Source organism: Okibacterium fritillariae, from assembly GCF_052783725.1.
Map to the genome: position 1 here is coordinate 2347043 of NZ_CP199917.1, position 25686 is coordinate 2372728.

General features: G+C 69.5%; 17 protein-coding genes. 8 read left to right on the plus strand and 9 right to left on the minus strand.

Features of this window, described 5'->3' with window-relative positions; all coding sequences use genetic code 11:
- Positions 1-184: 184 nt before the first annotated feature.
- Positions 185-1300, minus strand: a complete 1116-nt coding sequence (locus ACUWEX_RS10815) for a mannose-1-phosphate guanylyltransferase (protein WP_079728474.1) — start codon at positions 1298-1300, stop codon at positions 185-187.
- Positions 1301-1558: 258 nt separating this feature from the next.
- Between ACUWEX_RS10815 and sdhC the strand changes: the two genes are divergently transcribed.
- The 4 genes from sdhC to ACUWEX_RS10835 all read left to right on the plus strand — a co-directional run bounded on the left by sdhC (position 1559) and on the right by ACUWEX_RS10835 (position 5021).
- A complete protein-coding gene (gene sdhC / locus ACUWEX_RS10820) occupies positions 1559-1891 on the plus strand; it encodes a succinate dehydrogenase, cytochrome b556 subunit (RefSeq protein ID WP_234991163.1) in 333 nt (110 codons plus the stop codon).
- A 13-nt stretch (positions 1892-1904) separates the two neighbouring features.
- Positions 1905-2354: a succinate dehydrogenase hydrophobic membrane anchor subunit gene (locus ACUWEX_RS10825; protein WP_077055260.1), complete on the plus strand. Its 450-nt coding sequence runs from the start codon at positions 1905-1907 to the stop codon at positions 2352-2354.
- A gap of 79 nt (positions 2355-2433) precedes the next feature.
- Complete coding sequence (sdhA, locus tag ACUWEX_RS10830) at positions 2434-4251, plus strand: succinate dehydrogenase flavoprotein subunit (protein ID WP_445996232.1); 1818 nt, start codon at positions 2434-2436, stop codon at positions 4249-4251.
- A 2-nt stretch (positions 4252-4253) separates the two neighbouring features.
- A complete protein-coding gene (locus ACUWEX_RS10835) occupies positions 4254-5021 on the plus strand; it encodes a succinate dehydrogenase iron-sulfur subunit (RefSeq protein WP_077055258.1) in 768 nt (255 codons plus the stop codon).
- 201 nt (positions 5022-5222) lie between these two features.
- On the opposite strand, the gene ACUWEX_RS10840 is transcribed toward ACUWEX_RS10835, so the two are convergent.
- The 6 genes from ACUWEX_RS10840 to ACUWEX_RS10865 form a co-directional block, all read right to left on the minus strand.
- Positions 5223-7640, minus strand: coding sequence for a DUF3488 and transglutaminase-like domain-containing protein (locus tag ACUWEX_RS10840; protein WP_445996233.1), 2418 nt, complete (start codon positions 7638-7640; stop codon positions 5223-5225).
- A gap of 179 nt (positions 7641-7819) precedes the next feature.
- Positions 7820-9184, minus strand: a complete 1365-nt coding sequence (locus ACUWEX_RS10845; protein ID WP_445996234.1) for a DUF58 domain-containing protein — start codon at positions 9182-9184, stop codon at positions 7820-7822.
- Entirely contained in the window at positions 9174-10142 is a 969-nt protein-coding gene (locus ACUWEX_RS10850; RefSeq protein ID WP_445996235.1) for an AAA family ATPase, read from the minus strand. The genes ACUWEX_RS10845 and ACUWEX_RS10850 overlap by 11 nt, the downstream gene beginning before the upstream one ends.
- Positions 10143-10179: 37 nt before the next feature.
- On the minus strand, positions 10180-16140 hold the full coding sequence (locus tag ACUWEX_RS10855; RefSeq protein ID WP_445996236.1) for an Ig-like domain-containing protein: 5961 nt from the start codon (positions 16138-16140) through the stop codon (positions 10180-10182).
- Positions 16137-17693, minus strand: coding sequence for a serine/threonine-protein kinase (locus ACUWEX_RS10860; RefSeq protein ID WP_445996237.1), 1557 nt, complete (start codon positions 17691-17693; stop codon positions 16137-16139). Before ACUWEX_RS10860 ends, ACUWEX_RS10855 begins: the two co-directional genes overlap by 4 nt.
- Before the next feature lie 105 nt (positions 17694-17798).
- A complete protein-coding gene (locus ACUWEX_RS10865; protein WP_445996238.1) occupies positions 17799-19283 on the minus strand; it encodes an FHA domain-containing protein in 1485 nt (494 codons plus the stop codon).
- A gap of 127 nt (positions 19284-19410) precedes the next feature.
- Here ACUWEX_RS10865 and ACUWEX_RS10870 point away from each other — a divergent pair, with 127 nt between their 5' ends.
- The 4 genes from ACUWEX_RS10870 to ACUWEX_RS10885 all read left to right on the plus strand — a co-directional run bounded on the left by ACUWEX_RS10870 (position 19411) and on the right by ACUWEX_RS10885 (position 23049).
- Positions 19411-20664: a YihY/virulence factor BrkB family protein gene (locus ACUWEX_RS10870; protein ID WP_445996239.1), complete on the plus strand. Its 1254-nt coding sequence runs from the start codon at positions 19411-19413 to the stop codon at positions 20662-20664.
- A gap of 9 nt (positions 20665-20673) precedes the next feature.
- On the plus strand, positions 20674-21525 hold the full coding sequence (locus tag ACUWEX_RS10875; RefSeq protein ID WP_445996240.1) for an exodeoxyribonuclease III: 852 nt from the start codon (positions 20674-20676) through the stop codon (positions 21523-21525).
- Between the two features lie 16 nt (positions 21526-21541).
- Complete coding sequence (gene trpS, locus ACUWEX_RS10880) at positions 21542-22555, plus strand: tryptophan--tRNA ligase (RefSeq protein ID WP_445996241.1); 1014 nt, start codon at positions 21542-21544, stop codon at positions 22553-22555.
- Positions 22556-22734: 179 nt separating this feature from the next.
- Positions 22735-23049, plus strand: coding sequence for a hypothetical protein (locus ACUWEX_RS10885; RefSeq protein WP_079728223.1), 315 nt, complete (start codon positions 22735-22737; stop codon positions 23047-23049).
- Positions 23050-23296: 247 nt separating this feature from the next.
- On the opposite strand, the gene glpK is transcribed toward ACUWEX_RS10885, so the two are convergent.
- Both glpK and ACUWEX_RS10895 read right to left on the minus strand, forming a co-directional pair.
- Positions 23297-24811 carry a glycerol kinase GlpK gene (glpK, locus tag ACUWEX_RS10890; protein WP_445996242.1) on the minus strand — a complete coding sequence of 505 codons (1515 nt, stop codon included), beginning with the start codon at positions 24809-24811 and terminating at the stop codon, positions 23297-23299.
- Between the two features lie 103 nt (positions 24812-24914).
- The gene (locus tag ACUWEX_RS10895) at positions 24915-25625 is read right to left on the minus strand and encodes an MIP/aquaporin family protein (protein ID WP_234991162.1); all 711 of its coding nucleotides are present in this window, start codon (positions 25623-25625) and stop codon (positions 24915-24917) included.
- Positions 25626-25686 lie beyond the last annotated feature (61 nt).

The window sequence follows — 25686 nt, forward strand, 5'->3', positions numbered from 1 at the left end:
CGGATGGGGAATGCCCGCCGGGTGCTCTGCTCGACCGACACCCTCGGGAACGAGGACGGGGAGCGCAACCGCGAACGGGCCGGATGTGCCGACGTTACAACTTCATGGCACCAACGATAACGGCCGGGGCGGCGCGATGCCAGACCCCGGCCGAAACCGATGCGGAAGAGGAGAGGACGTTAGATCAGAGGACGTCGTCGCGACCCGAGAGCTTGAGGGCGTCGACAACGCTCTTCACGCGCTGCGCGTTCTGACTCGTGGTGACGAGGAGCGCGTCGGGGGTGTCGACCACGACGATGTCGGTCACGCCGATGAGGCTGATGACGCGGTTCGACTGGCTGACGACGATGCCGCTCGAGGCATCCGAGAGCACTCGCGCGTTCTCGCCCAGGATCGCGAGATCGGTCTTGCGGCCCGACGAGTTGAGCTTGGCGAGCGAGGCGAAGTCGCCCACATCGTCCCAGTCGAAGTGACCGGGGATGACCGCGAGGCGACCCGCGGCCGCGGCGGGCTCGGCCACCGAGTAGTCGATGGCGATCTTCTTGAGGCGCGGCCAGATGTGGTCGACGGCGGGACCGCGTGTGGCGGGATCATCCCAGGCCTCGGCGAGTTCCATGACGAGCGCGTGCATCTCGGGCTCGTGCCGCTCAAGTTCGGTGAGCAGCACATCGGCGCGGGAGATGTACATGCCCGCGTTCCAGAGGTAGTCGCCCGAGTGCAGGTAGCGCTTGGCCGTCTTCAGGTCGGGCTTCTCGACGAACGAATCGACCTTCGTGGCGAGCTCGGCGCCCGGGACATCGAGCTGCGTGCCCGTCTTGATGTAGCCGAAGCCGATGGCCGGCTCGGTGGGCTGGATGCCGATGGTCGTGATGTAGCCCGCCTCGGCGGTCTGCACGGCCTGCGTGACGGTGCTGCGGAAGAGGCGATCGCCGCGGATCACGTGGTCGGCCGCGAACGAGCCGATGATGACATCCGGTTCGCGCTTCATGAGGATGGCTGCAGCCAGGGCGATCGCGGCCGTGGAGTCGCGCGGCTCGCTCTCGAGGACGATGTTGTGGTCGTCGAGGTCGGGAAGCTGACCCTCGACGGCGGCGCGGTGGGCTCGCCCCGTGACGACCATGATGCGGTCGGGGCCGGCGAGCGGCTCGAGGCGATCCCACGTGGCGCGCAGCAACGACTGACCCGACCCCGTGAGGTCGTGCAGGAACTTCGGCGCATCGGCGCGAGACAGGGGCCAGAGGCGGGAACCGATCCCGCCGGCGGGGATCACACTGTAGAAGCGTTCGAGGGCAGTCGTCATGCCCTCACCATAGCGGCGGCGCGTGACGATTCCCCGCATTCGACCCCCCTTCTTAGGCACACCTAACCGGCGCTACACAGGTGAACGACATAGACTTCCATTACGCGCCGATTTGACGCGACGGAGGCCATGACGGCCACCGTCAGCCGCAAAAGTCAGGGAGGGTCGTTCGTGTCACTGAAGACGGCAGGGACTCCACCGATAACTCAGTCCGGTCCCAAACGACCCGCAGGTACTCTGTACCGCGGTCGCGAAGGCATGTGGTCGTGGGTGCTTCACCGAATCACGGGTGTCGCCATCTTCTTCTTCCTGCTGGTCCACATCCTCGATACGGCCCTCATCCGGGTCTCCCCCGAGGCCTACAACGCCGTCATCGGCACCTACCAGACGCCCATCATGGGCCTCGGTGAGGTCGCCCTCGTCGGTGCGATCGCGTATCACGCCTACAACGGCCTGCGCATCGTGCTCATCGACTTCTGGTCCAAGGGTTCCAAGTACCAGAAGGTCATGTTCTATGTGGTCATCGGCCTCTGGGTCATCACCATGCTCGGTTTCGTGCCCCGGCACCTGATCAACGTGTTCTCGCACTAGAAGGGGCCAGATCATGACGACGACAATCGACGCCCCCCGCACCCCCATCCGCCCGGCGCCCAAAAAAGGCGTGAACTGGGAGAAGTGGGGCTGGATCTACATGCGCGCCTCCGGTGTGGTGCTGGTCGTGCTCATCTTCGGCCACCTCTTCGTGAACCTCATGGTGGGCGACGGCGTGAGCGCCATCGACTTCGCGTTCGTGGGCGGCAAGCTCTCGAGCCCGTTCTGGCAGTGGTGGGATGTCGCGATGCTCTGGCTCGCGCTCATCCACGGCTCCAACGGCATGCGCACGCTCGTGAACGACTACTCGCGCAACCAGACGGTCGGCAAGATCTTGAAGGGCGCCATCTTCGTCTCGGCCGTCGTTCTCATCGTGCTCGGCACGCTCGTGGTCTTCACGTTCGACCCGTGCCCCGCCGGCGCCCCCGCCGACCTGGTCGCGTCCTTCTGCCCCACGAGCTGATCCCTTCGCACCACGAGCTGGCCTCAGCCCCACGAATTCCGGCCCCGCTTCACCACCCACCAGAATTACGGATGTACCTGTGACCTCATCATTCTCGGCCGACACGACCGCTGAATCCACCGTCATCGACGGAGTCCACTACCACCAATTCGACATCGTCATCGTCGGAGCCGGTGGTGCCGGAATGCGCGCCGCCATCGAGGCCGGCCCGGGCGCCAAGACGGCCGTCATCTCGAAGCTCTACCCCACGCGTTCGCACACCGGTGCGGCGCAGGGCGGTATGGCTGCGGCCCTCGCCAACGTCGAAGAGGACTCGTGGGAGTGGCACACGTTCGACACCATCAAGGGTGGCGACTACCTGGTCGACCAGGATGCGGCCGAGATCCTGGCGAAAGAGGCCATCGACGCCGTCATCGACCTCGAGAACATGGGTCTGCCGTTCAACCGCACGCCCGAGGGCAAGATCGACCAGCGCCGCTTCGGTGGCCACACGCGTGACCACGGCAAGTCGCCCGTGCGCCGCGCCTGCTACGCCGCCGACCGCACGGGTCACATGATCCTGCAGACGCTGTTCCAAAACTGCGTGCGCCTCGGCATCAACTTCTTCAACGAGTACTACGCGCTCGACCTCATCATGACCGAGGTCGACGGCGTCAAGAAGCCGTCGGGCGTCGTCGCCTACGAGCTCGCCACGGGCGACATCCACGTCTTCCAGGCCAAGGCGATCATCTTCGCCACGGGCGGCTTCGGCAAGATCTACAAGACCACCTCCAACGCGCACACCCTCACGGGCGACGGCGTCGGAATCATCTGGCGCAAGGGCCTGCCGCTCGAGGACATGGAGTTCTTCCAGTTCCACCCGACCGGATTGGCGGGCCTCGGCATCCTGCTCACCGAGGGTGCGCGCGGTGAGGGTGCCATCCTGCGAAACGCCTCGGGTGAGCGCTTCATGGAGCGCTACGCCCCCACCATCAAAGACCTTGCGCCGCGTGACATCGTCGCCCGCTGCATGGTGCAAGAGGTGGCCGAGGGTCGCGGCGCCGGCCCCCACAAGGACTACGTCTACCTCGACTGTACGCACCTCGGTGCCGAGGTGCTCGAGACGAAGCTGCCCGACATCACCGAGTTCGCCCGCACCTACCTGGGCGTCGACCCGGTCGTCGAGCCCGTGCCCGTCATGCCTACCGCCCACTACGCCATGGGCGGCATCCCCACCAACGTCCGCGCCGAGGTGCTGAGCGACAACGACACCATCGTGCCCGGCCTCTACGCGGCCGGCGAATGCGCCTGCGTCTCGGTGCACGGCTCCAACCGTCTCGGCACCAACTCGCTGCTCGACATCAACGTGTTCGGCAAACGCGCCGGCAACAACGCCGTCGAATACGTGCAGAACGTCGACTTCACGCCGCTGCCCGAAAACCCGGCCGCCTTCGTGCAGGAGCTCGTCGAGAACGCCCGAAACTCCAACGGAACCGAGCGCCTCTCGACCATCCGTAAAGAGCTGCAAGAGCACATGGACCGCAACGCCCAGGTGTTCCGCACCGACGAGTCGCTCGCCGAAGTCACCGAGACCATCCACAACCTGCGCGACCGTTACCGCAACATCGCCGTGCAGGACAAGGGTCGTCGCTTCAACACCGACCTGCTCGAGGCCATCGAACTCGGCTTCCTGCTCGACCTCGCCGAGGTCGTCGTCTACTCGGCCCGCAACCGCAAGGAAAGCCGCGGCGGCCACATGCGCGACGACTTCCCGAAGCGCGACGACGAGAACTACATGAAACACACCATGGCCTACTTGACCGGCGACCCCCTGTCGTCCGACGCGGCAGACCACATCACGCTCGGCTGGAAGCCCGTCACGATCACGCGCTACCAGCCGATGGAGAGGAAGTACTAGACATGGCTACCGCCACACTCGACGCTCCCGCCGACGCCCCCGCCGACGACGCCCTCAAACCCTTCACCGTCACGCTCATCATCCGCCGGTTCAACCCGGAGGTCGACGAAGAGCCCAAGTGGGTCGACTACGACGTCGAGATGTTCGCGACCGACCGCATCCTCGACGCGCTGCACAAGATCAAGTGGGATCAGGACGGTTCGCTCACGTTCCGTCGCTCCTGCGCCCACGGCATCTGCGGCTCCGACGCCATGCGCATCAACGGCCGCAACCGTCTCGCCTGCAAGACCCTGATCAAAGACCTCGACATCTCGAAGCCGATCTATGTCGAGGCCATCAAGGGTCTGCCGCTCGAGAAGGACCTCGTCGTCGACATGGAGCCGTTCTTCGCCTCCTACCGCGAAGTGCAGCCCTTCCTGCAGGCCACGTCGAAGCCCGGCGCCGGCAAGGAGCGCATCCAGTCGGTCGCCGACCGTGCCCGCTTCGACGACACCACCAAGTGCATCCTGTGCGCCGCGTGCACGTCGAGCTGCCCCGTGTTCTGGACCGACGGGCAGTACTTCGGCCCCGCCGCGATCGTCAACGCGCACCGGTTCATCTTCGACTCGCGCGACGATGCCTCGAACGTGCGCCTCGACATCCTCAACGACAAGGAAGGCGTGTGGCGCTGCCGCACGACCTTCAACTGCACCGACGCATGCCCCCGTGGCATCCAGGTGACGCAGGCCATCGCCGAAGTGAAGCAGGCCGTGATGCGCGGCCGCGCCTGACGCGTCAGATGCGTTGAGAACGCCCGTTCGTGCCGAGAGGTGCGGGCGGGCGTTCTTGCGTGGGCGGGGCGGGGCGGATGAGTGCGGGCCGGCCGGTGCGGGCGGGCCAACGCGGGCGGGCAGCGCGGGCGGGCAGCGCCGGCGGGTCAGCGCGGTCGGTCAGCGCGGTCGGGTCAGCGCCGGCGGGTCAGCGCTGGCGGGTCAGCGCCGGCGGCGGAGGGACGCGAGGGAGATGCGGGCGCGCAGGCGTTCGCGCCGTGTGTGGCGTTCGGCGACGCGGCGGCGGAGTTCGTCGACACCCTGCCACACCCTGTCGGCGTCGTCATCGTCGGGGCGGTCGGGCGAGAACGAGACACGGTCGGCGACGGAGGCGAGCGTGACGGCCGTCTTGGTGCCGATGCGTGCGGCGGCTTCTCGGCGGGTGGCCGAGGCCGGGATGTCGATGCCGTAGTCGACGGCCGTGTCGCGCGCCTCCAGCCAGCCGGCACGGATGCGGGCGTCGGCACTCCCCCGCCGGCGGCGGGTGCGGCGGCGTCGCGCCTTCGCGGCGATGACGGTGAGGAACGGAGCCGCGAGGATCGCCGCGACGAGGAGCGTCCAGCCGGCCACGACGAGCGCAACGCGGAGAGCGGAGAGCCACCACGGCTGCTCGGCGGGCGGATCCGAGACCTCGCTGTCGGGCGCTGCCGGGGCGATCTCCTCCGGGTCCTCGACGACGGGCGGCGGAACGACGGTCTGCGGTTTCGAGATGGGGGTCGGCTCGTCGGGGGCGCGCTCGGGGATGTCGCGCACGGCGGGTGTGGGGTCGATCGTGACCCAGCGGCCCGAGGAGTCCTGGATCTCGACCCAGGCGTCGATGTCGGCGCCCGTGACGGCGACGGGTCCGGCCGAATCCGAACCGGGACCGGTGGCCGGTGTATCGGTGCCGGCGGCGGTAGCCGGAGCCTTCGTGCCGGCGTCGCCGTTCGGGCGGAAGCCGAGGACGACGCGTGCCGGGAATCCGAGCTGGCGCGCGATCAGGGCGGCGGCCGTGGCGTATTGCTCCTGGTCGCCGATCATGGGCTGCTCGGTGAAGAGCGTTTCGAGGCGCGCGACGCCGTGACCGGAGACGCTGCGCGGGGTGTCGGGGTCGAGGCCGTGGCTGACGTAGCCGCTCGCGGCCAGGGCGTCGAGGGCGCGCTGGAGCGAGGCGCCGGGGGTGACGGCCGTGGCGGCAGTGCCGGGGTTGGAGCCGGTGCCGGGGTCGGTGCCGGTGCCCGGGGCGGGTCCTGAATCGGCGTCGGTGGGGGCGAGGGTGGCCACCGTGCGCGTCAGCCAGTCGGTGAGGGCATCGGGCACGGCGGCGGGTTCGGGAAGGGGGGCCGTGCCGGGTCGGAGGCTCGAGACATCCACGTCGTCGGTCGCGGGCGGGAGGATAGCCGTGAGGCGGTAGGAGTCACCCGGGCGCAGACCCGCCGAGACCGCGGCGGTTCCGGTGGCGGCGTTGTAGCTGAAGCTGTCGGTGAGGATGTCGGCGCGCGGGCCGTGGAAGCGGAGCTGTTCGAGCGCACCGGCGTCGGGAACCCAGACGTCGGCGAACTGGTCCACGCGCACGGTGAGGTCCACGCGCGTTCCGGTGGCCATGGGCGTGAGGCGGTAGGGGACGCGCGTGAAGATGCCCGACCCGTCGGCCGGCCCGGACTCCCCGGCGGCCTCCTCGGAACCGGATGCGGCCGACCCGGTCGAGGCATCGCCCACCGCGTAGACGACTCCCGTGTAGGTGTCGACGGTGGCGAGGCGGAGGCGCGCGTCGGCGGGGAGCCCCTCGACCGTCAGGAGCGTCTCGTCGCGGGTCGCGGGGTCGAGATAGGACCGGAAGCCCGCGAGCGGCGACGGGTAGTCGCGCGGCACGAACGGTTGCTCGACGTGGGCGCGGAGGACATCCCGGTCGGAGGCGGGTGCGAACACCGTGGCCAGCACGGTGCTTCCCGCGAGGGCGACGGCGAGGACGACGGCGATGGCGGTCACACGCGTGACCGCCAGACGCAGCGAGCGGCGGCGGCCGATGGAGTGTTCGCGCAGGGTCCCGTCGGGCAGGAGGACTGCCCAGAGGGCCGACACGAGCATGAGGAGGGCACCCACGCCGATCGTGTAGGCCGGTGCCACCTCGGTCGGCCCGAGTGCGATGGCGGCCGCCAGGAGCAGGAACGGAGGCACGAGAGCGAGCCGGGGATGCCGGGACCGAAGCGCCAGCGACGCCGAAAGCACGGCCGTCACGAGAACGAGGAGGAAGGCGGGGACGAGGAGGGCCTGGTAGGCGCCGACGGGGGTCACGATCGTGACCAGTTGCCGCCAGGAGAACGCCGTGGCCTCGAGCAGGTGCAGGAGCGCGGGACCCGTGGGCAGCCATCCGCCGGCGGTCGCCTCTGAGGGGATGGCGAGGGGCACACCCGCGACGAGGACGATGCCGACCGTGACGGCCGCGACGAGGAGCGGCGACCAGCGGAATCGGGCGCCCAGCACGGCGAGGACACCCGCGACGACGACGGTGACGGCGGCCATCCGCACGAATTCGACGGATTGGTAGACGGGCCAGAATGCGGCGAGGGCCACGACCGTGGCGAGAAGGGGCGGGAACACGCGCGCCACGAGCCAGGGCCAGCCCGGGCGCTCGGAATGCGCGCGTCGGGCCGGGCGCTGGGCCCGCCGCGCCGAGCCGGGTGCCGACGCCGTCGGAAGGTCGGGCGTCGATGATGGCCGCGCATCGCCAACCGCGACACCGCCTCGAACCGGTGTGCCCGGCCGCTCGCCAGCGCCGCTCATCGCGCGACCGCCCGGTTGAGTGCCGGCCGCAGATCGTCGAGGTATCCGATCGTCACGACCGTGAGGCCGGCCGAGGCCCGTTGCGTGGGCACGCCCTCCGATTCGCAGACGATGGCGACGACATCCACACCGAGGGGAAGGTGGCGGGCGGCCTCGCGGATCGCGGCGGGGTCTGTGGCGCTGCCGCACACGAGGAACGCGAGCGAGATGCCGCCGATGGTGTCGGCGGCCGCGCGGGCCGTGGTGGCGAGGTCGAGTGCGCGCTCCTCGAGCTCCACCGCGGCCAGGTCATCGAGCAGACGCGTGGGCGTGACCGAGGCGAAGGCGCGCACCGAACGCACCGTGCGCCGCGAGAATTCGGGGGTCACCTCGCCCGTGACGACCGAGACCGTTCGCGTGTCGCGGATGGCACGCACACCGAGCGACGCGGCCACGCTCACCGCCAGCTCGAACTCGTCGTCGGTCGCGTATTCGTCGGCGCGGCCCGAGAGGGCGACCATGAGGTGGCTGCGGCGGGTCTCTTCGAATTGACGCACCATGAAACGGCCGGTCTTCGCCGTCGACCGCCAGTGGATGCTGCGCCGCTCGTCGCCCGGCGCGTACTCGCGCAGCGCGTGGAACGACACGTCGTCGCTCGTCAGGTCACGCGTCGGGCTGCCCTCGAGGTCGCGCACGAAACCCGTGCTGAGGCTCGGCACCGTGACTGTCGGCGGGTGCACGTAGAGGGCGGATGCCTCGGCCCACGCGTGTTCGCGGCGCACGAGTCCGAGCGGGTCGCGCCGGGTGGCGCGGGCGGGCCCCACCGGGAACACGCCTCGCCTCGTGGCCGGCACGCGGAAGAGTTCTTCGATCTGTTGCCGGGGCGCGAGCGGCGGCACGGGCACGTCGAGGGTCGCTTCCCCCACGGGCACGTCGACCGTGATGGCGGGCAGCAGCCGCAGGCCGGGGTTTTCGATCGTGAGCTGGCCGACGGCCGTCGAGCCCACCACGACGCGGTCGTCGGCGAGGTGCAGCGTGACCTCGTGGCGGATGCGGCCGATCAGGAAGAGGGCGGCGACCGCTGCCGCGATGACGGCGGCCCAGCCGATGACGACGAATTCCGTCCAGCCCAGAAGGTAGCCGGCACCGAGCCCCGCGAGGGCCAGCACGCCGACCGCCCAGCCGAGGGGTGTGACGACCGCCGTGATCGCCGACCACGCCGCGCCCACCGCATGGCGCGCCCGACGCAGGGCGCGCGCCACGGCGAGGCGGGCATCGACCGTTCGCCCCGCGTCGCCCGTGGCATCGGCGCGCAACGAGGTCGAGGTCAGGTCGCGCAGGCGCGTCGTGCTCTGCGGCGCCGCGCGTTCTCTAGTCGGCACGGCCGACCCCGCCTCCGGGCGGCGGTGCGTCGATCAGCACCTGCGAGATGACACTCGACGGCGTGACCCCGTCGTACTCGGCCTCAGCGTCGAGCACCAGACGGTGCGCGAGCACGGGTTCGGCGAGCGCCTTCACGTCGTCGGGCGTGACGAACGTGCGCCCCTGCGACACGGCCCAGGTGCGCACCGCGGCGAGCAGCGCCAGGGCGCCGCGCACGCTCGCGCCCAGCCGCACCTCTTCGGCCTGCCGCGTGGCCTCGACGATGCGCACGATGTAGTCGTTGATCGTCGGGTCGACGAAGGTGGTGCGCGCGATGGCCAACATGTCGCGGATGGTCGATGCCGGCACGACGGGCGCGATCGTCGCGGGAGCCGCGGCGCCCTCGAGGATCTGCATGGTCGACTGGTGGTCGGGGTATCCGATCGACGTCTTCAGCAGGAACCGGTCGAGCTGGGCCTCGGGCAAGCGGTAGGTTCCGGCCTGCTCGATCGGGTTCTGGGTGGCGAGCACCATGAATGGCGGATGCACGGGATGCGTCGTCCCATCGACCGTCACCGTCAGCTCCTCCATCACCTCGAGCAGCGCCGACTGGGTCTTCGGGCTCGCCCGGTTGATCTCGTCGGCCAGCACGATGTTGGCGAAGATCGGCCCGCGGTGGAACTCGAAGCTGCCGCTGCGCTGGTCATAGATGCTGACGCCCGTGATGTCGCCGGGCAGCAGGTCGGGCGTGAACTGCACGCGCGAATGCGTGCCGTCGATGGAGGCGGCGATGGCGCGCGCGAGCGAGGTCTTTCCCGTGCCGGGCACGTCCTCGAGCAGCAGGTGGCCGCGGCTCATGAGCGTGGTGAAGGCCAGCCGCACGACGTGGCTCTTGCCGAGCAGCACCTGTTCCACGTTCGCGACGAGGGAGTCGAACGTGCTGGCGAACCAGCGCGCCTCTTCGGGGGTGAGGGTCACGAGGGATCCTTTCGGGGGTGGGATGCCGGGGCACGCGTCATGGGGTCACCTGAACCCTCTTGCCGCCGATGGTGATGAACAACGCGGGGTCGACGGGCGGCGCGGGGAACGAGCATCCGGTGGCGGTGCTCGTGCCCGTGTTCTCGGGGTTGGCCTGATCGACGCAGAGGCTCGTGGCCGGGTAGTCCGGCCCGTTCGCGGGAAGTGCGGTCCAGCTGTAGGCGCCGGCCGCGCCGTCGTAACGCAGGTCGACGGGCCGGAACGCGAGGGATGTCTCGGGCGCGGTCACGACGGCCGGGTCGCCGCAGACTTCGACGACGGCGTAGACGTTGCAGGCCCGCAGCGCGAACTGCACCTGCTGGCCGGTGGGCAGGCCGAGCACCTCGCGCGGGAACGAGCCGGCGGCGAAGGCGACCCACGAACCGACGCGGTTGCCGGACGCATCGACGGTGGCGATCTGGTAGCGGTCGGCGCGCGGCTGCAGGTTGGTGACACGGTAGTCGTAGACGGAGCGAGCGGTTTCGACCATGACCCCGTCCGCGCGCGGTGTGTCGCCCGGCGTGGGCCGGATGCGCACCTCGGCCACATTCGAGACGGCGCAGCCCGCGCGGTTGTAGGCCCACACGGCGAAGTAGTAGGTCGTGTTGGCTTCGTCGAGCCCGCTGAAGACCGTGGATGTCGCGCCGCCTCCCGCGGGGCGCACCTCGGCCACCGATCCCCCGCTGACGGGCGGCGAGACGGTTCCCGGTGCGGGGCTCGATACTCGGCACGCGCCGGAGCCCGACGGCGTTTGCGCGCTATTCAGGCGCTCCACGAAGTAACCGGCGATGGGATCGCCGTTCGACCCGAACCCCGACCACGACACCGTCACGCTTCCGCTGCCGGAGTCGCCGTCGGCGCGCACGCTTCCCCCGCTCGGCGCTCCGAAGGGGATGCCCTGGCCCGCGGCGCTGTTCCACTTCGAGAGGGCCGGGTAGGCGTCGTTCCGCGCCGAAACGGTGAAGTCGACGCGGCTGCCGTTCGACAGGCCCTGCACGTCGGTCGTGCAGCGACCGCCCGAGCAGCTCGCGGCGGCGGAGACGCTGCGCTCGCGCCCGCCGACCGTCACGACGTAGGTGCCGACCGGGCTCGCGCCCGACGGCATGGTCACGGCGCTCCATCCGATGCGGAGGCCGCCGTCGAGGGGTTCGGCGGTGATGCCGTCGGGAGCTGCGGGGATGACGTCGGACCAGACGCGGTCCGCCAGCGCGGTCGGGGTCGAGGCGCCGATGGCGTTCTCGGCGACCACGTCGAGACGCACGGCATTGTCGCTGCCGTTGCCCGGCGTCGGCACACGGCAGGCGGTCGCGGCGCAGACCGTCGTGGTCGCGGCGCCTCCGCCCGTGGGGCGCACGCCCACTCGGAACCCCGTGATGCTGGCGTTGTTGGCGGCGCCGGGCGCCCAGGTGAGCGTGATACCGCGGTCATCGAATCCGGTCACGCGCACGGCGCTCACCGGGTCGGGCACGTCTTGCACGCTGATGCGCACGGTGCCCCAGGTGTGGCGGGCCGGGTCGCCCGTGGCATCGGCGACCTGGTATTGCACGGTCGTATCGCGGGCGGCCGCATCGCCCGACACCTGGATCGAGAGCGTCGAGCGGTCGGCCGACGGCGTGATGCTGACGCCCGCCGGAACGTTCTGCCCGTCGACCCCGCGCACCGCCACCACCGTGAGCGGTGTGCCCGGGAAGGGGTTGGTGGCTTGATCGTTCTGCAGAACGTTGACCGACGTGGTCTGCCCGCGCGGCGCGATGACCTGGTCGGTCGCGGGCTGGGCCAGCGGCCGCGTCGAGGCGACGACGCGCAGCTCGAGGCGCCCGTTCTGGCCGGGGTTCGCGGCGTCGCGCACCCCGATGAGCGCGCTCGACGCCGATCCCTTCGGCGTACCGGGCTGGGCCGTCACCGTCAGGGTGCGCCCGGACAGCGCCACGTCGAAACCGGTCGCGCGCGGGTCGAGCACGCTGAAGTCGAGCTGGTCGAGGTCGTCGGCGTAGGGGTAGCGCGTCAGCTTCGTCAGGTCGATGTCCTTCGACTGCCCGGGTTCGAAGTCGATCTGGCCGCCGGTGAAGACGGGCGGTTGGTTCTGCGCGGGGATGACGTCGATGGGCAGCACGAGCGTGGCCGCCTTCGCCGCGCCCCCGGCCCCACCCGCGTCGGTGACCTCGAACGAGATCGACGCCGGCCCGAAGTACCCGTCGGCGCTGCGGAAACGCAGGGTGCGGTCATCCACCGTCAGCGCCGAGCCGTCGCCGTGCGTGGCGCGCACCGTGGCGGTGTCGGTGAGACGCACGTCGCGACCGTCGGGTGCGATCACATGATCGGCGAGGGGGATGTCGACGCTCTCGCCGCTCGTCACGCGAATGGGTTTCACGCCCGCCTTGAGCTGCGGCACGGCATCTCTCTTGCCGGGCACCCAGATGAACGCGGTCGCGGTGATGGCGGCATCGTCGGGGTGCGCCACGACGAAGGGGATGATCTGGCTGGCGTCGGTTACCTGCACGACGACGCGCTTCGCATCGGTGACACGAGCCGCCCGGGCGTAGTCGCCGGGGATCGTCAGGTCGAGCGACGACACCTCCCCCTCGGCGAAGAACACGTTCTTCAGCGGATTGACCGTCACCTCGTCGGCGTCCTGGATATCGCTGAGCGAGAGCACGGTGTCGCGCGCGAGGGGCCGGGCGGCCGGGGCATCCGGGTCGGCTACCACCGTGAGGAAGCTGGACGCCGCGCCACCGCGGCTATTCTCGATGTCGTAGACGAATCCGTAGCGGCCGCGGCCGTCGGGAACCGTGACGCGGATGGTGCTGCCGCGCACCTCGGCCGTGGCACCGGGGGTCGTGGGGGTGATGCCCGTGATCGTCAGGGAATCGCCGTCGGGGTCGGAGTCGTTGTCGAGCGGCCGCACGGTGAGGGTGCGCCCCGGCCGTGTCGTGACCTCGTCCGAGGTGGCGACGGGGTTGCGGGCCCCGTCCCGGGGCGGGCTGATGCCGATGCGCACGGTGCCGGTGGCGGTCTGGCCGAGCGTGTCCACGACCGTGTACGAGAATTCGTCGGTGCCGGTCGAGTACGCGCCCGCTTCGTAGTCGAACCAATCGGCGCCGGACCCCGTCACGGCACCTTTCTCGGGGTTGCTGGCCTGCCCCGCGAGCTTGACGGAGTCGCCGTCGGGGTCGATGCCCTGCAGCGGGATCGGAACGCGCACGGTGTCGCCCGCGAGCACGCGGCTCGTGACGGTCTTCGGCACGGGTGGCCGGTTCGCGGCTGCGTCGGCCTCGCGCACGGTGAGGGTGACGTCGGCGTCGGCCCACTGCCCATCGGGCCCGCGCACGCGATAGGTCGCCGTGTAGTTTCCGGGTTCTCGCGGCGCCAGATAGCGCAGAACCGTGCCCGAGGCGAAGAGCAGCCCCGCGTTGCCGGGCACCTGTCGGCTGAGTGTGGCGTCGAGGGTCAGGGCGTCGCCGTCGGGGTGCCGGTCGTTGGCGAGCACGGGGATGTCGATGGCGTCGCCGACGCGCACCGAGGCCGTGTCGGGGTTGGCGATGGGTGCCTGGCGCACGGCCGGCGTCGGCACCTGGATGACCGTGATGGTGCCGTCGCTCTCGGCTGTGCCGTTCGACACGTGGTAACCGATGGGAGTCGGTGCATCGAGGGGCCGGGTCAGCGTGATGCGCACGAGCCGCTGCTCGATGACCTCGACACGGATGCCGCTCTCGACGGGCGCCTCGTCGGCCCCGGTGACGACGAGCACCCCGCCGGCCGGGTCGAAGTCCTGCTCGAGCACGGCGACGTCTTGGCTCGACTGCTCGCGCACGAACGCCGTGTGGGGAACCGTGACGGGTGCCGCGCCCGTGGGGTTCGGCAGCACGTCGACACGCACCTGGCCGGTTTCGGTGAGCACGCCGTCGGTCACGGTGTATTCGAGCAGATGGGTGCGTGCCTCGCTGCTCGTGAAGCGGAACGTGCCGAGATCGTAGTCGGGCACGATCGTCGACCCGTCGCGGCTCGGAACGTTGACGAGGCGCAGGGGCGCCGACCCGCCGCGCGCGTGGTCGAGGGGTGTCACGCGCACGTCCTCGCCCGCGTAGGCGGTGACGGCGAACCCTTCGGCGACGATGGGCACCTGGCCCGTTGGTGTGATGCTCACGGCCAGGACGCCGGAACCTTCTGCCCGGCCATCCGACACGAGCAGCGGGATGTCGCGGGCCTCGGCCCCGGTGCCGCCGTCGGTGTAGACGACCTCGCCCGCCGGCGTGAACTGGGCCAGGTCAGGGGCCTCGACGCTGGCGCGCGTGAGGTAGATCGGGTCGCCGTCGGGGTCGACCCAATCGCCGAGCACCTGGGTGCTCACGCGACCACCGGCCGCCACGGTCGTGCGCGTCGGCCGCACCTGCGCGGGCGGACCGTTCTCGTCGTCCCCGCGAACCGTCACGGTCACATCGGCCGTCGCCGTTCCGCCGCGACCGTCGCTGATCGAGTAGGCGAATCGGATGTCGCCCCGGGCCTCCGGCGTCAGCGTCAGCTTGATGCTCTGCCCGTCGTTCACGAGGTCGAGGCGCCCCGTGTCGGTCGGCACCTCGCCGACGCTGTCGATGACGAGCACATCGCCGTTCGGGTCGTAGTCGTTCAGCAGGACGGGCAGGAGCGTCGAACGCCCCGGCCGCGCGCCCAGGCTGTCGGCGACGGCGACCGGCGGTTTCTGTTCCTCGTCGTATTCGGGCGGGGTGTCGTCGGTGTTCTCCTCGACCTGCTCCTCGGTGTCGGTGTCGGCCAGCAGGTCGTCCCAGTTGTCGATCGACCGGTTGCCGTCGAGGACGGCCCACGAGCCGCCGCCCACGCGGTCGTTCAGCACCACGCGGTCGTCGAGCATCCGGAAGGCCAGGTCTGCGCCGGGAGCCAGTCCGGTCACGGTCGAGAGCCGGGCCGTGTCGCCGGTTGACGGTCGGCCGCAGAGGGTTGCGACGGAACCGCTCTGCCAGGCGCCGACGAGGCATTCTCCGCCCACGCCCGCGGCGGGATTCGGGGCGATTGCCGGTGCCACGGCGGGGCCGAATGATCCGGTCGCGAGCACGCGCGGCGCCCCCGACGACGGCACATCGACGAGCGAACCGGCGGTGGCGACGAGCACGGAGTCGCGCGCGGCAGAGGGTTGCTGAAGGACCGCTGTGGCCGCATCCCACCCGTCGATCTCGGTGAGGTCGGTCGCACCGGATGCCGTGTGCAGCACCCCGGCGTCGCGGTCGAGCAGTGCATACCGCCCGGCCGTGGCCGTGAGTTGCAGGGCCCCCGGGGAATCCGCCGTGTCCGGCGCCCCGCCCTCTGCCTCGTCTTGCGGGCTGTCGGTGGCGCCCGTAGCGATCGTCGTCGCATCGTCGACCCGAGCGCTGCCCGGCCCAAGGTGCGAGAGCCGCCCGGTCTCGGCACGGTAGACGAAGATGTCGCCCGTGGGCGCCACCGCGGTGAGGGCATCGGCGCCGAGCGAGACCGTCGGCTCGTCGTCGGAGCGGAAGTCCTCGAGCGCACCGATCGGCACCAGCCAGAGGTCGCCGCCGCGCGCGATGACGATGCGCCCGCGGGCCACGTGCACGTCGGACGCCCCCGGAGGAAGCGGTATGGGCTCGTCCACGGTTGCCGTGGCAAGGTCGACGCGTCCGACGCTTCCCGCCGCGCGGTCGACGAGCAGCACGGTCGAGCCGTCCTGCACCACGTCGACTCCCGTCGCACCGGTGCCCGCGCGTTCGACCGCGAGCGCCGCGTTCAGTTCGCCCACGCGCACATTGGCGCGGCCGATCGCCTGACGGCTCTGATTGGTCACCCATACCGAGTCGTCGTCGAGGCTCAGCTTGTCGGCGCGGTAGCCGGTGCTCACGAGCGAGATCACGGCGATGAGCGCGATCACCAGCGCGCCCGCCAGGACGGTGGCGAGGGCGGCGCCGCGTCGGGCGAGAAATGCTCGAATCATCCGGTGCCCGCGCCCGCCTCGGGAACGACGCCGCAGCTCTCGGGACTGCGGGTGCCGAGCGACCCGTCGCGGTTCACGCGCACCGTGATGCAGACGGTGTCCCCGGGTTCGCCCGCCACGACGAATGTCGTGCTGCGCTGGGTGCTCGCGCTGTTGTCGTCGACCTCGATCTCATACACGTCGTCGTCTCTGATGCCCGGGTCGGGCCAGCTGAACGTCAACGATCCGTCGGTGGATGTCGCGACCACATCGCTCACGGCCGGAACCGCTTCGGCGCTTCCCGCCCGCACGACCACGTACACGGCGGTCGCGGCCAGCGCGACGACGAGGAGGGCGCACGCCACGATCGCCGCCACGAACCATCGACCCGATCGCCAGGAAGCGGCGGGTGCGGCGGCGGCCGTTCCGCGGCGGTTCGAGCGCGACTGCGCGTCGGCCGCGCCACCCCGCGCACGTGTGCGCGTCGATCCGGCGTTCGCGCGTGCAGTCGCACGACCGGCCCCCCGCTCTGTCTCGCGCTGCTCTCCCCCGGGCTGCGCTCTGCCGGGCTGCGCTCCCCCGTCCTGCGCTGGCCCCGCCGTGGCGCCGCGCGCACGTCGTCGACGCGCGACGGGCTGCACGTCGCGGATGGGGTTCACGCGCGTGCGGTCGTCGGGATCGTCGGGCGCGACATCCGCCCACTCGTCGACGCTCACGTCGGGTTGGGTCTGCGCCAGACCCATCGAGGCCTCGACGGCCTGCAGTTCGCGAATGAATTCCATGGCCGAACGGTGGCGGTTCTCGGGCCTGCGGGCGAGTGATTTGCGCAGCACGCGCTCGAGATTCTCGGGCACGTCGTCGCGGCCGATGGGCGTCACGACCCCGCGGTTGATGCGGGACATGAGCTGCGCCGAGGAGTTGTCCCCGTCTTCGATCTCGAAGGGGGACCGCCCGGCGAGCAGCGTGTAGACGGTGGCGCCGAGCGAGAAGACCTCGCTCGCGATGGTGCCGTTGGTGTCGGCGCGCAGCACCTCGGCGGCGGTCCACGGCACGCTCATGCCCACGACGGCGTCGTCATCGATCTCGTCGACCGCGCCCGCGATGCCGAAGTCACTCAGCACCGGATTGCCATATGCCGTCATGAGGATGTTGGACGGTTTGATGTCTCGGTGCAGCACGCCCGTGCGGTGGGCACTCTCGGCCGCGCCACCGATCTTGATGCCCACGCGCAGCGCCTCGGCGGCCGACAGCCGGTTGTTGCGATAGCCCGTGCCGAGCGTCTGCGAACACAGTTCCATGACGAGATAGGGCCGCCCGTCGCCCGCGACGCCCGATTGATAGACGGTCAAGATCGAGGGATGTGCGCTCAGCTGCGCCATGAGATCGGCCTCGGCCGCGAACATCTGGCGCACGTGGTTGTTCACATATTCGGCCAGCATCACCTTCACGGCCACCTGACGCCTGGGGCTGTCCTGCTCATAGAGGAAGACGTCGGCGAACCCGCCCGACCCGAGAATGCGCACGAACGAGAACCCGGGCAGCGTCGGCGGCTGTGACGGCAGTCGTCTCCCCACGATTCTCTTTCCTTGTTCGGGCTCGGGCGGTGCGGAATTCGGGTGTGGGCGGCTGGATGCCTCGGCCGGCTGCTCGGGCTGCCCTGGCTGCCCGAACGACTCGCGCTACTCGCCGCGCCAGGGCGGCAGGATCTCGATCACGTTACCGTCGCCGATATCGACGAGCGTGCCGGGCACGACCACGATCGATTCTCCCTGACGCAGGCGCTGCCAGTGTTTGTGCGGCAGATTGACGCTCGTGCCGTTGGTCGACTTCAGGTCGGTGGCCACGATCGAGTCGCCCACCTGTTTGATCTCGAGGTGTGTCGCCGACACCGATTTCGTGGACGACACGACGGGTACGAGCCGCGACGGGTCGGGCAACGGGATGCGGGGCTGCCGCGGGTTGCGCCCGAAGTAGTGCACGGCGTCGAGCGGGTAGGCCTGCCCTCCGTTGACGCGGAACCCGTACATAACGGTCTGCGGGTCGTCGGGCACGAACGGCACGTGGCGGAACACGGTCTCGTCCTCGACCGGGCGTGCGATGTCGGGGCGCAGCACGGTCTCGCCATCGTGCTGCAGGAGGCTGTCGTCGGCCAGTCGCGGCACCACGCTGCGTCGGGGGCGGATGACCGTCTCGGTCTCTGCTTCGATGGATGCGGCGACACCCGGCGCTTTGGTCAACGGCTCACCGTCCATGCCGCCCGCCTGGTCACTCACGTCGAGCACCCGTGGCTCGGCCGAGGCCGCGGGCCGACGAGTCAGGACCGTCTCCTCGGAGAACACATCGTCCGAGGTACCTGAGGTCCGCTCCAGCGGCTCGAGGCGTGTGGTCTCGTCGACGGCACTCGGCGCAGCGGCGCGTGCGGCGTCATTGGCCGCCGCGTCCGAATCCACTGCGTCGGGACCCAAGGCAGCGGGAGCAGCGGCAGCGGGAGCCGCGGCGCCGGCGTCCGCCGCACCGATGTCCGCAGCAGCGATGTCCGCGGCGTCGGAGCCTGCCCCGTCGGCATCTTCGGCCCCCGCCAGCACGATGTCGAGGCGGTTCGCCACGACGACACCGGCATCGAGCGGGAACGAGACGCCCACGGCATCCGCACCCGCCTGCTGAGCAAGATCACCCAGTGCGAATTTGCGAGAACCGGCGAGAACTTCGCGTGCCCACGGCGCGTCGCCGTCGGGCTCGATGCGCTCCCAGCCGCTGCGCTCGTCGCCGGCGTGGCGCGTGCCGGCCGCGGCGAGCGCATCGACGGCCGCTCGCCCGTGGGCGATCACCGTGACCGTGGCACCCGCATTCTGCGCATCGGCGGCCGCGGTGGGCTCGTCGTCACCGACCACCGCGAAGGCCGTTCGGCGCTCGCCCGAGAACTCGGGGATGAGCGCGGCCAACGCGTCGGCGCGGGACTCGCCGCCCCGCATCAGCGCCCACAAACCCTCGACCACATCGGGCTCGGACGGCGCTTTGATGGCGACGGCGCTGCGCTCGGCGACCACGAAAATCCACGGTGAGCCCTGTTCGGCGAGCGTGTAACGGACGGCCTCGACGTCGCGAGTCGGCGCGGTCGGCGACGGCGTCGATGACGATGATGTGCTGGTGTCGGCGATGCTCAATGTGGTGATCCCTGTGGCTTCTGTCGGTGCGGCCCGCCACCCTCGGCGAGTCGCGGTTCCCCCATTCTGCCAAGAGTTCGCCGCCTCTGCCGGGTAATCCGCCCAACGGTTTCGCTACGCTGTGACGGTGCCAGCACCCCGCGACGAGAGTGTGCCGCCCACCGCATCCGACGGCCCCGGCGTCACACCCCTCGAGCGCGCCATCGAACAGAGCGACAACGCGCTCGTGAAACGGCTCGACCGGCCGGTCAAGCAGGCCACGCGCGTGACCCGGTGGGTGCAGCGCCAGAAGATCTACCGCGTCGTTACGAACTACAACCTCAACGACGGCAACCTTCTGGCGTCCGGCATGAGCTTCCAGTCACTCTTCGCCGTCTTCGCGGCACTCGTCGTGGTGTTCTCAGTGGCCGGCATCTGGCTCACATCGAATGCCGCCATCTACTCGGCGCTGGTCGACATCATCGATCGCGCCATCCCCGGTCTGATCGGGCCCGGCGGCCTCATCAACACCGACGATCTGCTGGGCCTCGGGTTGTATGGATGGACCGGAACCGTCGCCCTCGTCGGCCTCCTCTGGACCGCGATCAGCTGGTTGGCCTACACGCGCCAGGCCATCCGCTCGGTCTTCTCCCTCCCCCGCGACAGCCGCCCCTATCTCTTGCAGAAGGTCGTCGACCTCGGGCTCGCCCTCGTATTCGGCCTCATGTTGTTCGCCTCGGCGGTGTTCTCGGTGCTGAGCACGCAGGCCGTCACCTGGGTCCTCTTCCTCTTCGGCATTGACTCGAACTCGGGCGCGAGCACGGTCGCCGCGGGCGCGATCGGCCTGCTCGTCGCCGTCATGGTCAACCTCATCACCATCGGTTCCATGTATCGCATCCTCAGCCGCATCCCCATTCCGTGGCGCGATCTGGCGGGCGGGGCGCTCATCGGCAGTGTGGCCCTCTCGGCGCTCAGCGTCTTCAGCGGCTGGGTCATCCAGGCGGCGTCCCGCAATCCGCTTCTCGCCACGTTCGCCGTCTTCATCGGCCTGCTGATCTGGTTCAACGCGATCTGCCGCATCATCCTGCTCGCCGCCTCGTGGATCGCCGTCAGCGTCGAAGACCGGGGCGTGCAATTGCACCGGATGTCGCGCGCCGAGCGTCTCGACGCCGAACGCCGCGCGCGCCTCGTCGTTGCCGAGGCCGAGCTGCGCGATGCCCGCGATGAATACGAGAACGCCTCATGGATGTCGCGCCCCCTCTCCCGCCGACGCCTGCGCCAGGCCCACCGCGAGTGGCAGGCCGCGCGCGAGGCCCTGGCCGAGGCCTCCCCGACGGGCGCGATGCCCGCCCCGACGGCCACCCGTCCGACCGGCCGAACGGGTGTCGGAGGCCCCCTATAAGCTGGGTCCATGTCGTCGAAAGCTCCTCTCCGCATCGCCAGTGTCAACGTGAACGGCGTGCGCGCCGCGTTCCGCAAGGGCATGGGCGAGTGGCTCGACGGGCGCGGCGTCGACATCCTCGCGCTGCAAGAGGTGCGCGCCTCCACCGAAGACCTCGAGGGCCTGCTCGGCCCCGACTGGAACATCTTGCACGACCCGGCAACGGCCAAGGGCCGCGCGGGCGTGGCACTCGCCAGCCGAGACCGCGCCCACATCCACCGTGTCGAGCTGGGCGCCGCCGAGTTCGACAGCGCGGGCCGCTGGCTCGAGGCCGACTACGAGGTCAACGGCACGGTCGTCACGGTCGTCAGCACCTACGTGCACTCGGGCGAAGCAGACACACCGAAACAAGAAGAGAAGTGGAAATTCCTCGACGCCATGTCCGAGCGCCTGCCCGAGCTGGCGAAACACTCCGACTACGCGCTCGTGCTCGGCGACCTCAACGTGGGGCACCAGAAGCTCGACATCAAGAACTGGAAGGGCAACGTGAAGCGCTCGGGGTTCCTGCCGCGCGAGCGTGCCTACTTCGACCGCTTCCTGGGGCCCGCGGGCGAGCAGGTCGAGGGCGCCGACGGGTCGACCGGCACGGGTCTCGGCTGGGTCGACGTGGGCCGCCAATCCGTGGGCGAGGCCGAAGGGCCCTACACCTGGTGGTCGTGGCGCGGTCAGGCCTTCGACAACGACACCGGATGGCGCATCGACTACCACCTCGCCACCCCGGCACTCGCAGCCGTCGCCACCAACTACACGGTCGACCGGGCCGAGGCCTACGACAAGCGCTGGTCCGACCACGCCCCCGTCGTCGTCGATTACGCCCTTTAGAAAGAACCAGAACCTCATGACCAAGCCCATCATCTTCTCCGGCATGCAGCCGTCGTCGTCGTCGCTGCACCTCGGCAACTACATCGGGGCGCTCACGCAGTGGGTCGCGCTGCAAGACGAATTCGACGCCTACTACTGCGTCGTCGACCTGCACGCCCTCACCGTGCCGCAAGACCCCGCCGAGCTGCGGGAGCGCACGCGCACCACGGCCGCGCAATACATCGCGGCGGGCATCGACCCCGCCAAGTCGACGCTGTTCGTGCAATCGCACGTGGCGGCCCACCCCGAGCTGGCGTGGATCCTCAACACCATCACGGGCTTCGGCGAGGCCGGGCGCATGACCCAGTTCAAGGACAAGTCGCAGAAGCAGGGCGCCGACCAGGCATCCGTCGGCCTCTTCACCTACCCCGTGCTGATGGCATCCGACATCCTGCTCTATCAGACAAATGTCGTGCCGGTCGGCGAAGACCAGCGCCAGCACCTCGAGCTCACGCGCGACCTCGCGGGGCGCTTCAACCACCGCTTCGGCGAGACGTTCACGGTGCCCGAGCCCTACATCCTGAAGGCCACGGCCAAGATCTACGACCTGCAAAACCCGACGGCCAAGATGTCGAAGTCGGCCGATACCGACGCAGGCCTCATCCGCGTGCTCGACGAGCCCAAGGTCACGGCCAAGAAAATCATGCGCGCGGTGACCGACACCGACAACGCCATCCGCTTCGACCGCGACGAGAAGCCCGGCGTCTCGAACCTGCTCACGATCTTCTCGGCACTCTCGGGCACCCCGATCGAGACGCTCGAGAGCGAGTACGCGGGCCGCGGCTACGGCGACCTGAAGAAGGGTGTCGCCGAGGTGGTCACGTCCACGCTCGAGCCCATCCGCGCTCGCACGAACGAACTGCTCGCCGACCCCGCCGAGCTCGATCGTCTGCTCGCCGCCGCCGCCGACCGCGCGGCCGAGCACGCCAATACGACTCTGCGCACGGTCTACGACCGCGTGGGGCTCCTCCCCCGCCGCCAGGCGATCTAAAGGCGCACGTCGGCGCGCGAGCCTCGCCGACCAACGTCGCGCGCCCGGCGCACAACGGCGCGACACTCGCACGACAACGGCTACTTCCGCAACCGGTTCTTTTTATTTAGCTAGAGTCTCTAACTACCTATACTCTGAATGACGTCAGCATTGGCGCACACAGAGAGAGATCACCGACGATGAGCACGACCTTCGCCCCCGCGAGCTGGACCGAGATCGACGACCGACTCACCGTCGGCAACGCCGATGGCAACTACGCGGGTCTCATCGAACATCTCAACGGTCGCTACATCGCTACCGACGCGCGCGGCAACGTCATCGGCACGTTCGACACGCGCCGCGAAGCGCAGGCCAGCCTCGAGCCCGGCTCCCTCGAGAAGACCCTCCAACTTCGCCAGCGCCGCCAGAGCATCCTCGAGGCCGCCGCGGGCATCGCCGCCGTCTCGACCACCCTCATCGCCCTCGCGGGCCTCGCCACCGCCGGCGTCCTCTAGACCGACCGGCTCCGGCGCTCCCCCGCGCCGCACGTCTCAGCACCACGTCTCAGCCCCAGGCGTCGGCGCGGGCGCCTCGCCGTGCGCGCAGTCACCTTGAGCGGCCGCGCCACCGGTCCCGATACGCGATCCCCTCGTTCGGTTCCCGAGCGGCGTCCCCGCACACGAAAGAGCCCCGAGGCATCAGCCTCGGGGCTCTTTTCTCTCTCAGCGGATCGCAACCGACCCGGGAATCACTGCCTGAGAATTACTGCACGTCCTCGTCGACCCAGTCGAAGGTCTTCGTGACGGCCTTCTTCCAGTTGCGGTAGAGGCGGTCGCGCTCGCCCTTGTCCATCGAGGGCTCCCAGCGCTTGTCTTCCTGCCAGTTCTTGGCCAGGTCGTCGAGGTCACTCCAGAAGCCGACCGCGAGGCCGGCAGCGTAGGCGGCACCGAGCGCGGTGGTCTCGGCGACGACAGGGCGCACGACGGGAACGCCGAGGATGTCGGCCTGGAACTGCATGAGCGTGTCGTTGGCCGTCATACCGCCGTCGACCTTGAGCTCGGTGAGCGGAACGCCGGAGTCGGCGTTGACGGCATCCAGCACCTCGGCGGTCTGGTAGGCCGTCGCCTCGAGGGCAGCGCGGGCGATGTGACCCTTGTTCACGTAACGGGTCATACCGACGAGGGCACCGCGGGCATCCGAACGCCAATACGGCGCGAAGAGACCCGAGAAGGCGGGCACGAAGTAGGCGCCACCGTTGTCTTCGACGGTCGCGGCGAGCTTCTCGACGTCGGGCGCCGAGTTGATGATGCCCAGGTTGTCGCGCAGCCACTGGATCAGCGAACCCGTGACGGCGATCGAACCCTCGAGCGCGTAGTGCGGCTTGGCGTCGCCCAGCTTGTAGCCGAGCGTCGTGAGCAGGCCGTTCTCCGAGTGGATGATTTCCTCACCCGTGTTGAAGATGAGGAAGTTACCGGTGCCGTAGGTGTTCTTGGCCTCGCCCTGCTGGAACGCGGCCTGACCGAACGTGGCGGCCTGCTGGTCGCCCAGGATGCCGGCGATGGGAACCTCGCGCAGCAGGCTGTGGCCCGACGCGTGGCCGTAGACCTCGGAAGAGGATTTGATCTCGGGCAGCATCGACTTGGGCACACCGAAGATCTCGAGGATCTCGTCATCCCAGCTGAGGGTCTCGAGGTCCATGAAGAGCGTGCGGCTGGCGTTGGTGACATCGGTCACGTGCACGCCGCCGTCGGTGCCGCCGGTCAGGTTCCAGAGAACCCAGCTGTCGGTCGTGCCGAAGAGCAGGTCGCCGGCTTCGGCCTTTTCGCGCGCACCCTCGACGTTTTCGAGGATCCAGACGATCTTGGTGCCCGAGAAGTAGGTGGCGAGCGGCAGGCCGACCTTCGACTTGAAGCGCTCGAGGCCTTCGTCACCGGCGAGGCGGTCGACGATCGACTGCGTGCGGGTGTCCTGCCAGACGATGGCGTTGTAGACGGGCTCGCCGGTGTTCTTGTCCCACACCACGGCGGTCTCGCGCTGGTTGGTGATACCGATGGCCTGGATGTCGTGGCGCGTGATGTTCGCCTTCGATAGCGCGGTACCGATCACCTCACGCGTGTTGTTCCAGATCTCTTTCGGGTCGTGCTCGACCCAGCCGGCCTTGGGGAAGATCTGCTCGTGCTCGAGCTGACCGGTCGAGATGATGTTGCCGTTCTTGTCGAAAACGATCGCACGCGTCGAGGTCGTTCCCTGGTCGATGGCGATGACGTAGTCCGTCATGAGAGTTACTCCTTTGTAGAGGGTTATTCGGGTGGGCGGATGCGCGTCGGGGTGAGGCGCGCATCCGCACCGGGTCGATCAGGCGAAGAGAAAAGAAATCAGATCAGGTCAGGACGGGCAGGAGGACCTGCGAGGCGAGACCGGCGATGGCACCACCGACGAGGGGGCCGGCGACCGGAACCCACGCGTAGGACCAGTCGCTCGTGCCCTTGCCCTTGATGGGGAGCAGGGCGTGCACGATGCGCGGACCGAGGTCACGTGCGGGGTTGATGGCGTATCCGGTGGGACCACCGAGCGATGCACCGATGGCGATCACGACGAGGGCGACCGGAAGGGCACCGAGCGAGGCAAGACCGGCGGCGTCACCGTTGCGGCCGAAGCCGAGCACGACGAACACGAGCACGAAGGTGCCGATGACCTCGGTGAGGAAGTTCCAGCCGTAGCTGCGGATGCCGGGGCCCGTCGAGAACACACCGAGCTTGGCGCCGGCGTCTTCCGTCTCGTCGAAGTGCTTCTTGTAGGCGAGGAACACGAGCACCGCACCGATGATGGCACCGAGCATCTGTGCCGCGAGATAGACGATCGTCGACAGGAAGTCGACGGGGATGCCGGGCACGAACTCTTCGGCGCCCGACGTGATGATGCCGACCGTGACGGCCGGGTTGAGGTGGGCTCCGGAGGCGTAGGAGACGATCACACCGGAGAAGACCGCGAGGCCCCATCCGAAGTTGATCAGCAACCAACCGCCGTCGAAGCCCTTGGACTTAGCGAGTACTACGTTTGCGACTACACCTCCACCGAGCAGGAGCAGCATCGCTGTTCCCACGGTTTCCGAGAGGAATATCGTTCCCAAATTGACGTCCACGTTGACCTTC

Excerpts from the sequence above, each read along its gene's own strand:
- glpK (WP_445996242.1), bottom strand. The coding sequence starts at position 24,811 with ATGACGGACTACGTCATCGCCATCGACCAGGGAACGACCTCGACGCGT.
- ACUWEX_RS10875 (WP_445996240.1), top strand. The coding sequence starts at position 20,674 with ATGTCGTCGAAAGCTCCTCTCCGCATCGCCAGTGTCAACGTGAACGGC.
- trpS (WP_445996241.1), top strand. The coding sequence starts at position 21,542 with ATGACCAAGCCCATCATCTTCTCCGGCATGCAGCCGTCGTCGTCGTCG.
- ACUWEX_RS10825 (WP_077055260.1), top strand. The coding sequence starts at position 1,905 with ATGACGACGACAATCGACGCCCCCCGCACCCCCATCCGCCCGGCGCCC.
- ACUWEX_RS10815 (WP_079728474.1), bottom strand. The coding sequence starts at position 1,300 with ATGACGACTGCCCTCGAACGCTTCTACAGTGTGATCCCCGCCGGCGGG.
- sdhC (WP_234991163.1), top strand. The coding sequence starts at position 1,559 with ATGTGGTCGTGGGTGCTTCACCGAATCACGGGTGTCGCCATCTTCTTC.
- ACUWEX_RS10885 (WP_079728223.1), top strand. The coding sequence starts at position 22,735 with ATGAGCACGACCTTCGCCCCCGCGAGCTGGACCGAGATCGACGACCGA.
- ACUWEX_RS10895 (WP_234991162.1), bottom strand. The coding sequence starts at position 25,625 with ATGCTGCTCCTGCTCGGTGGAGGTGTAGTCGCAAACGTAGTACTCGCT.
- ACUWEX_RS10835 (WP_077055258.1), top strand. The coding sequence starts at position 4,254 with ATGGCTACCGCCACACTCGACGCTCCCGCCGACGCCCCCGCCGACGAC.
- ACUWEX_RS10855 (WP_445996236.1), bottom strand. The coding sequence starts at position 16,140 with ATGATTCGAGCATTTCTCGCCCGACGCGGCGCCGCCCTCGCCACCGTC.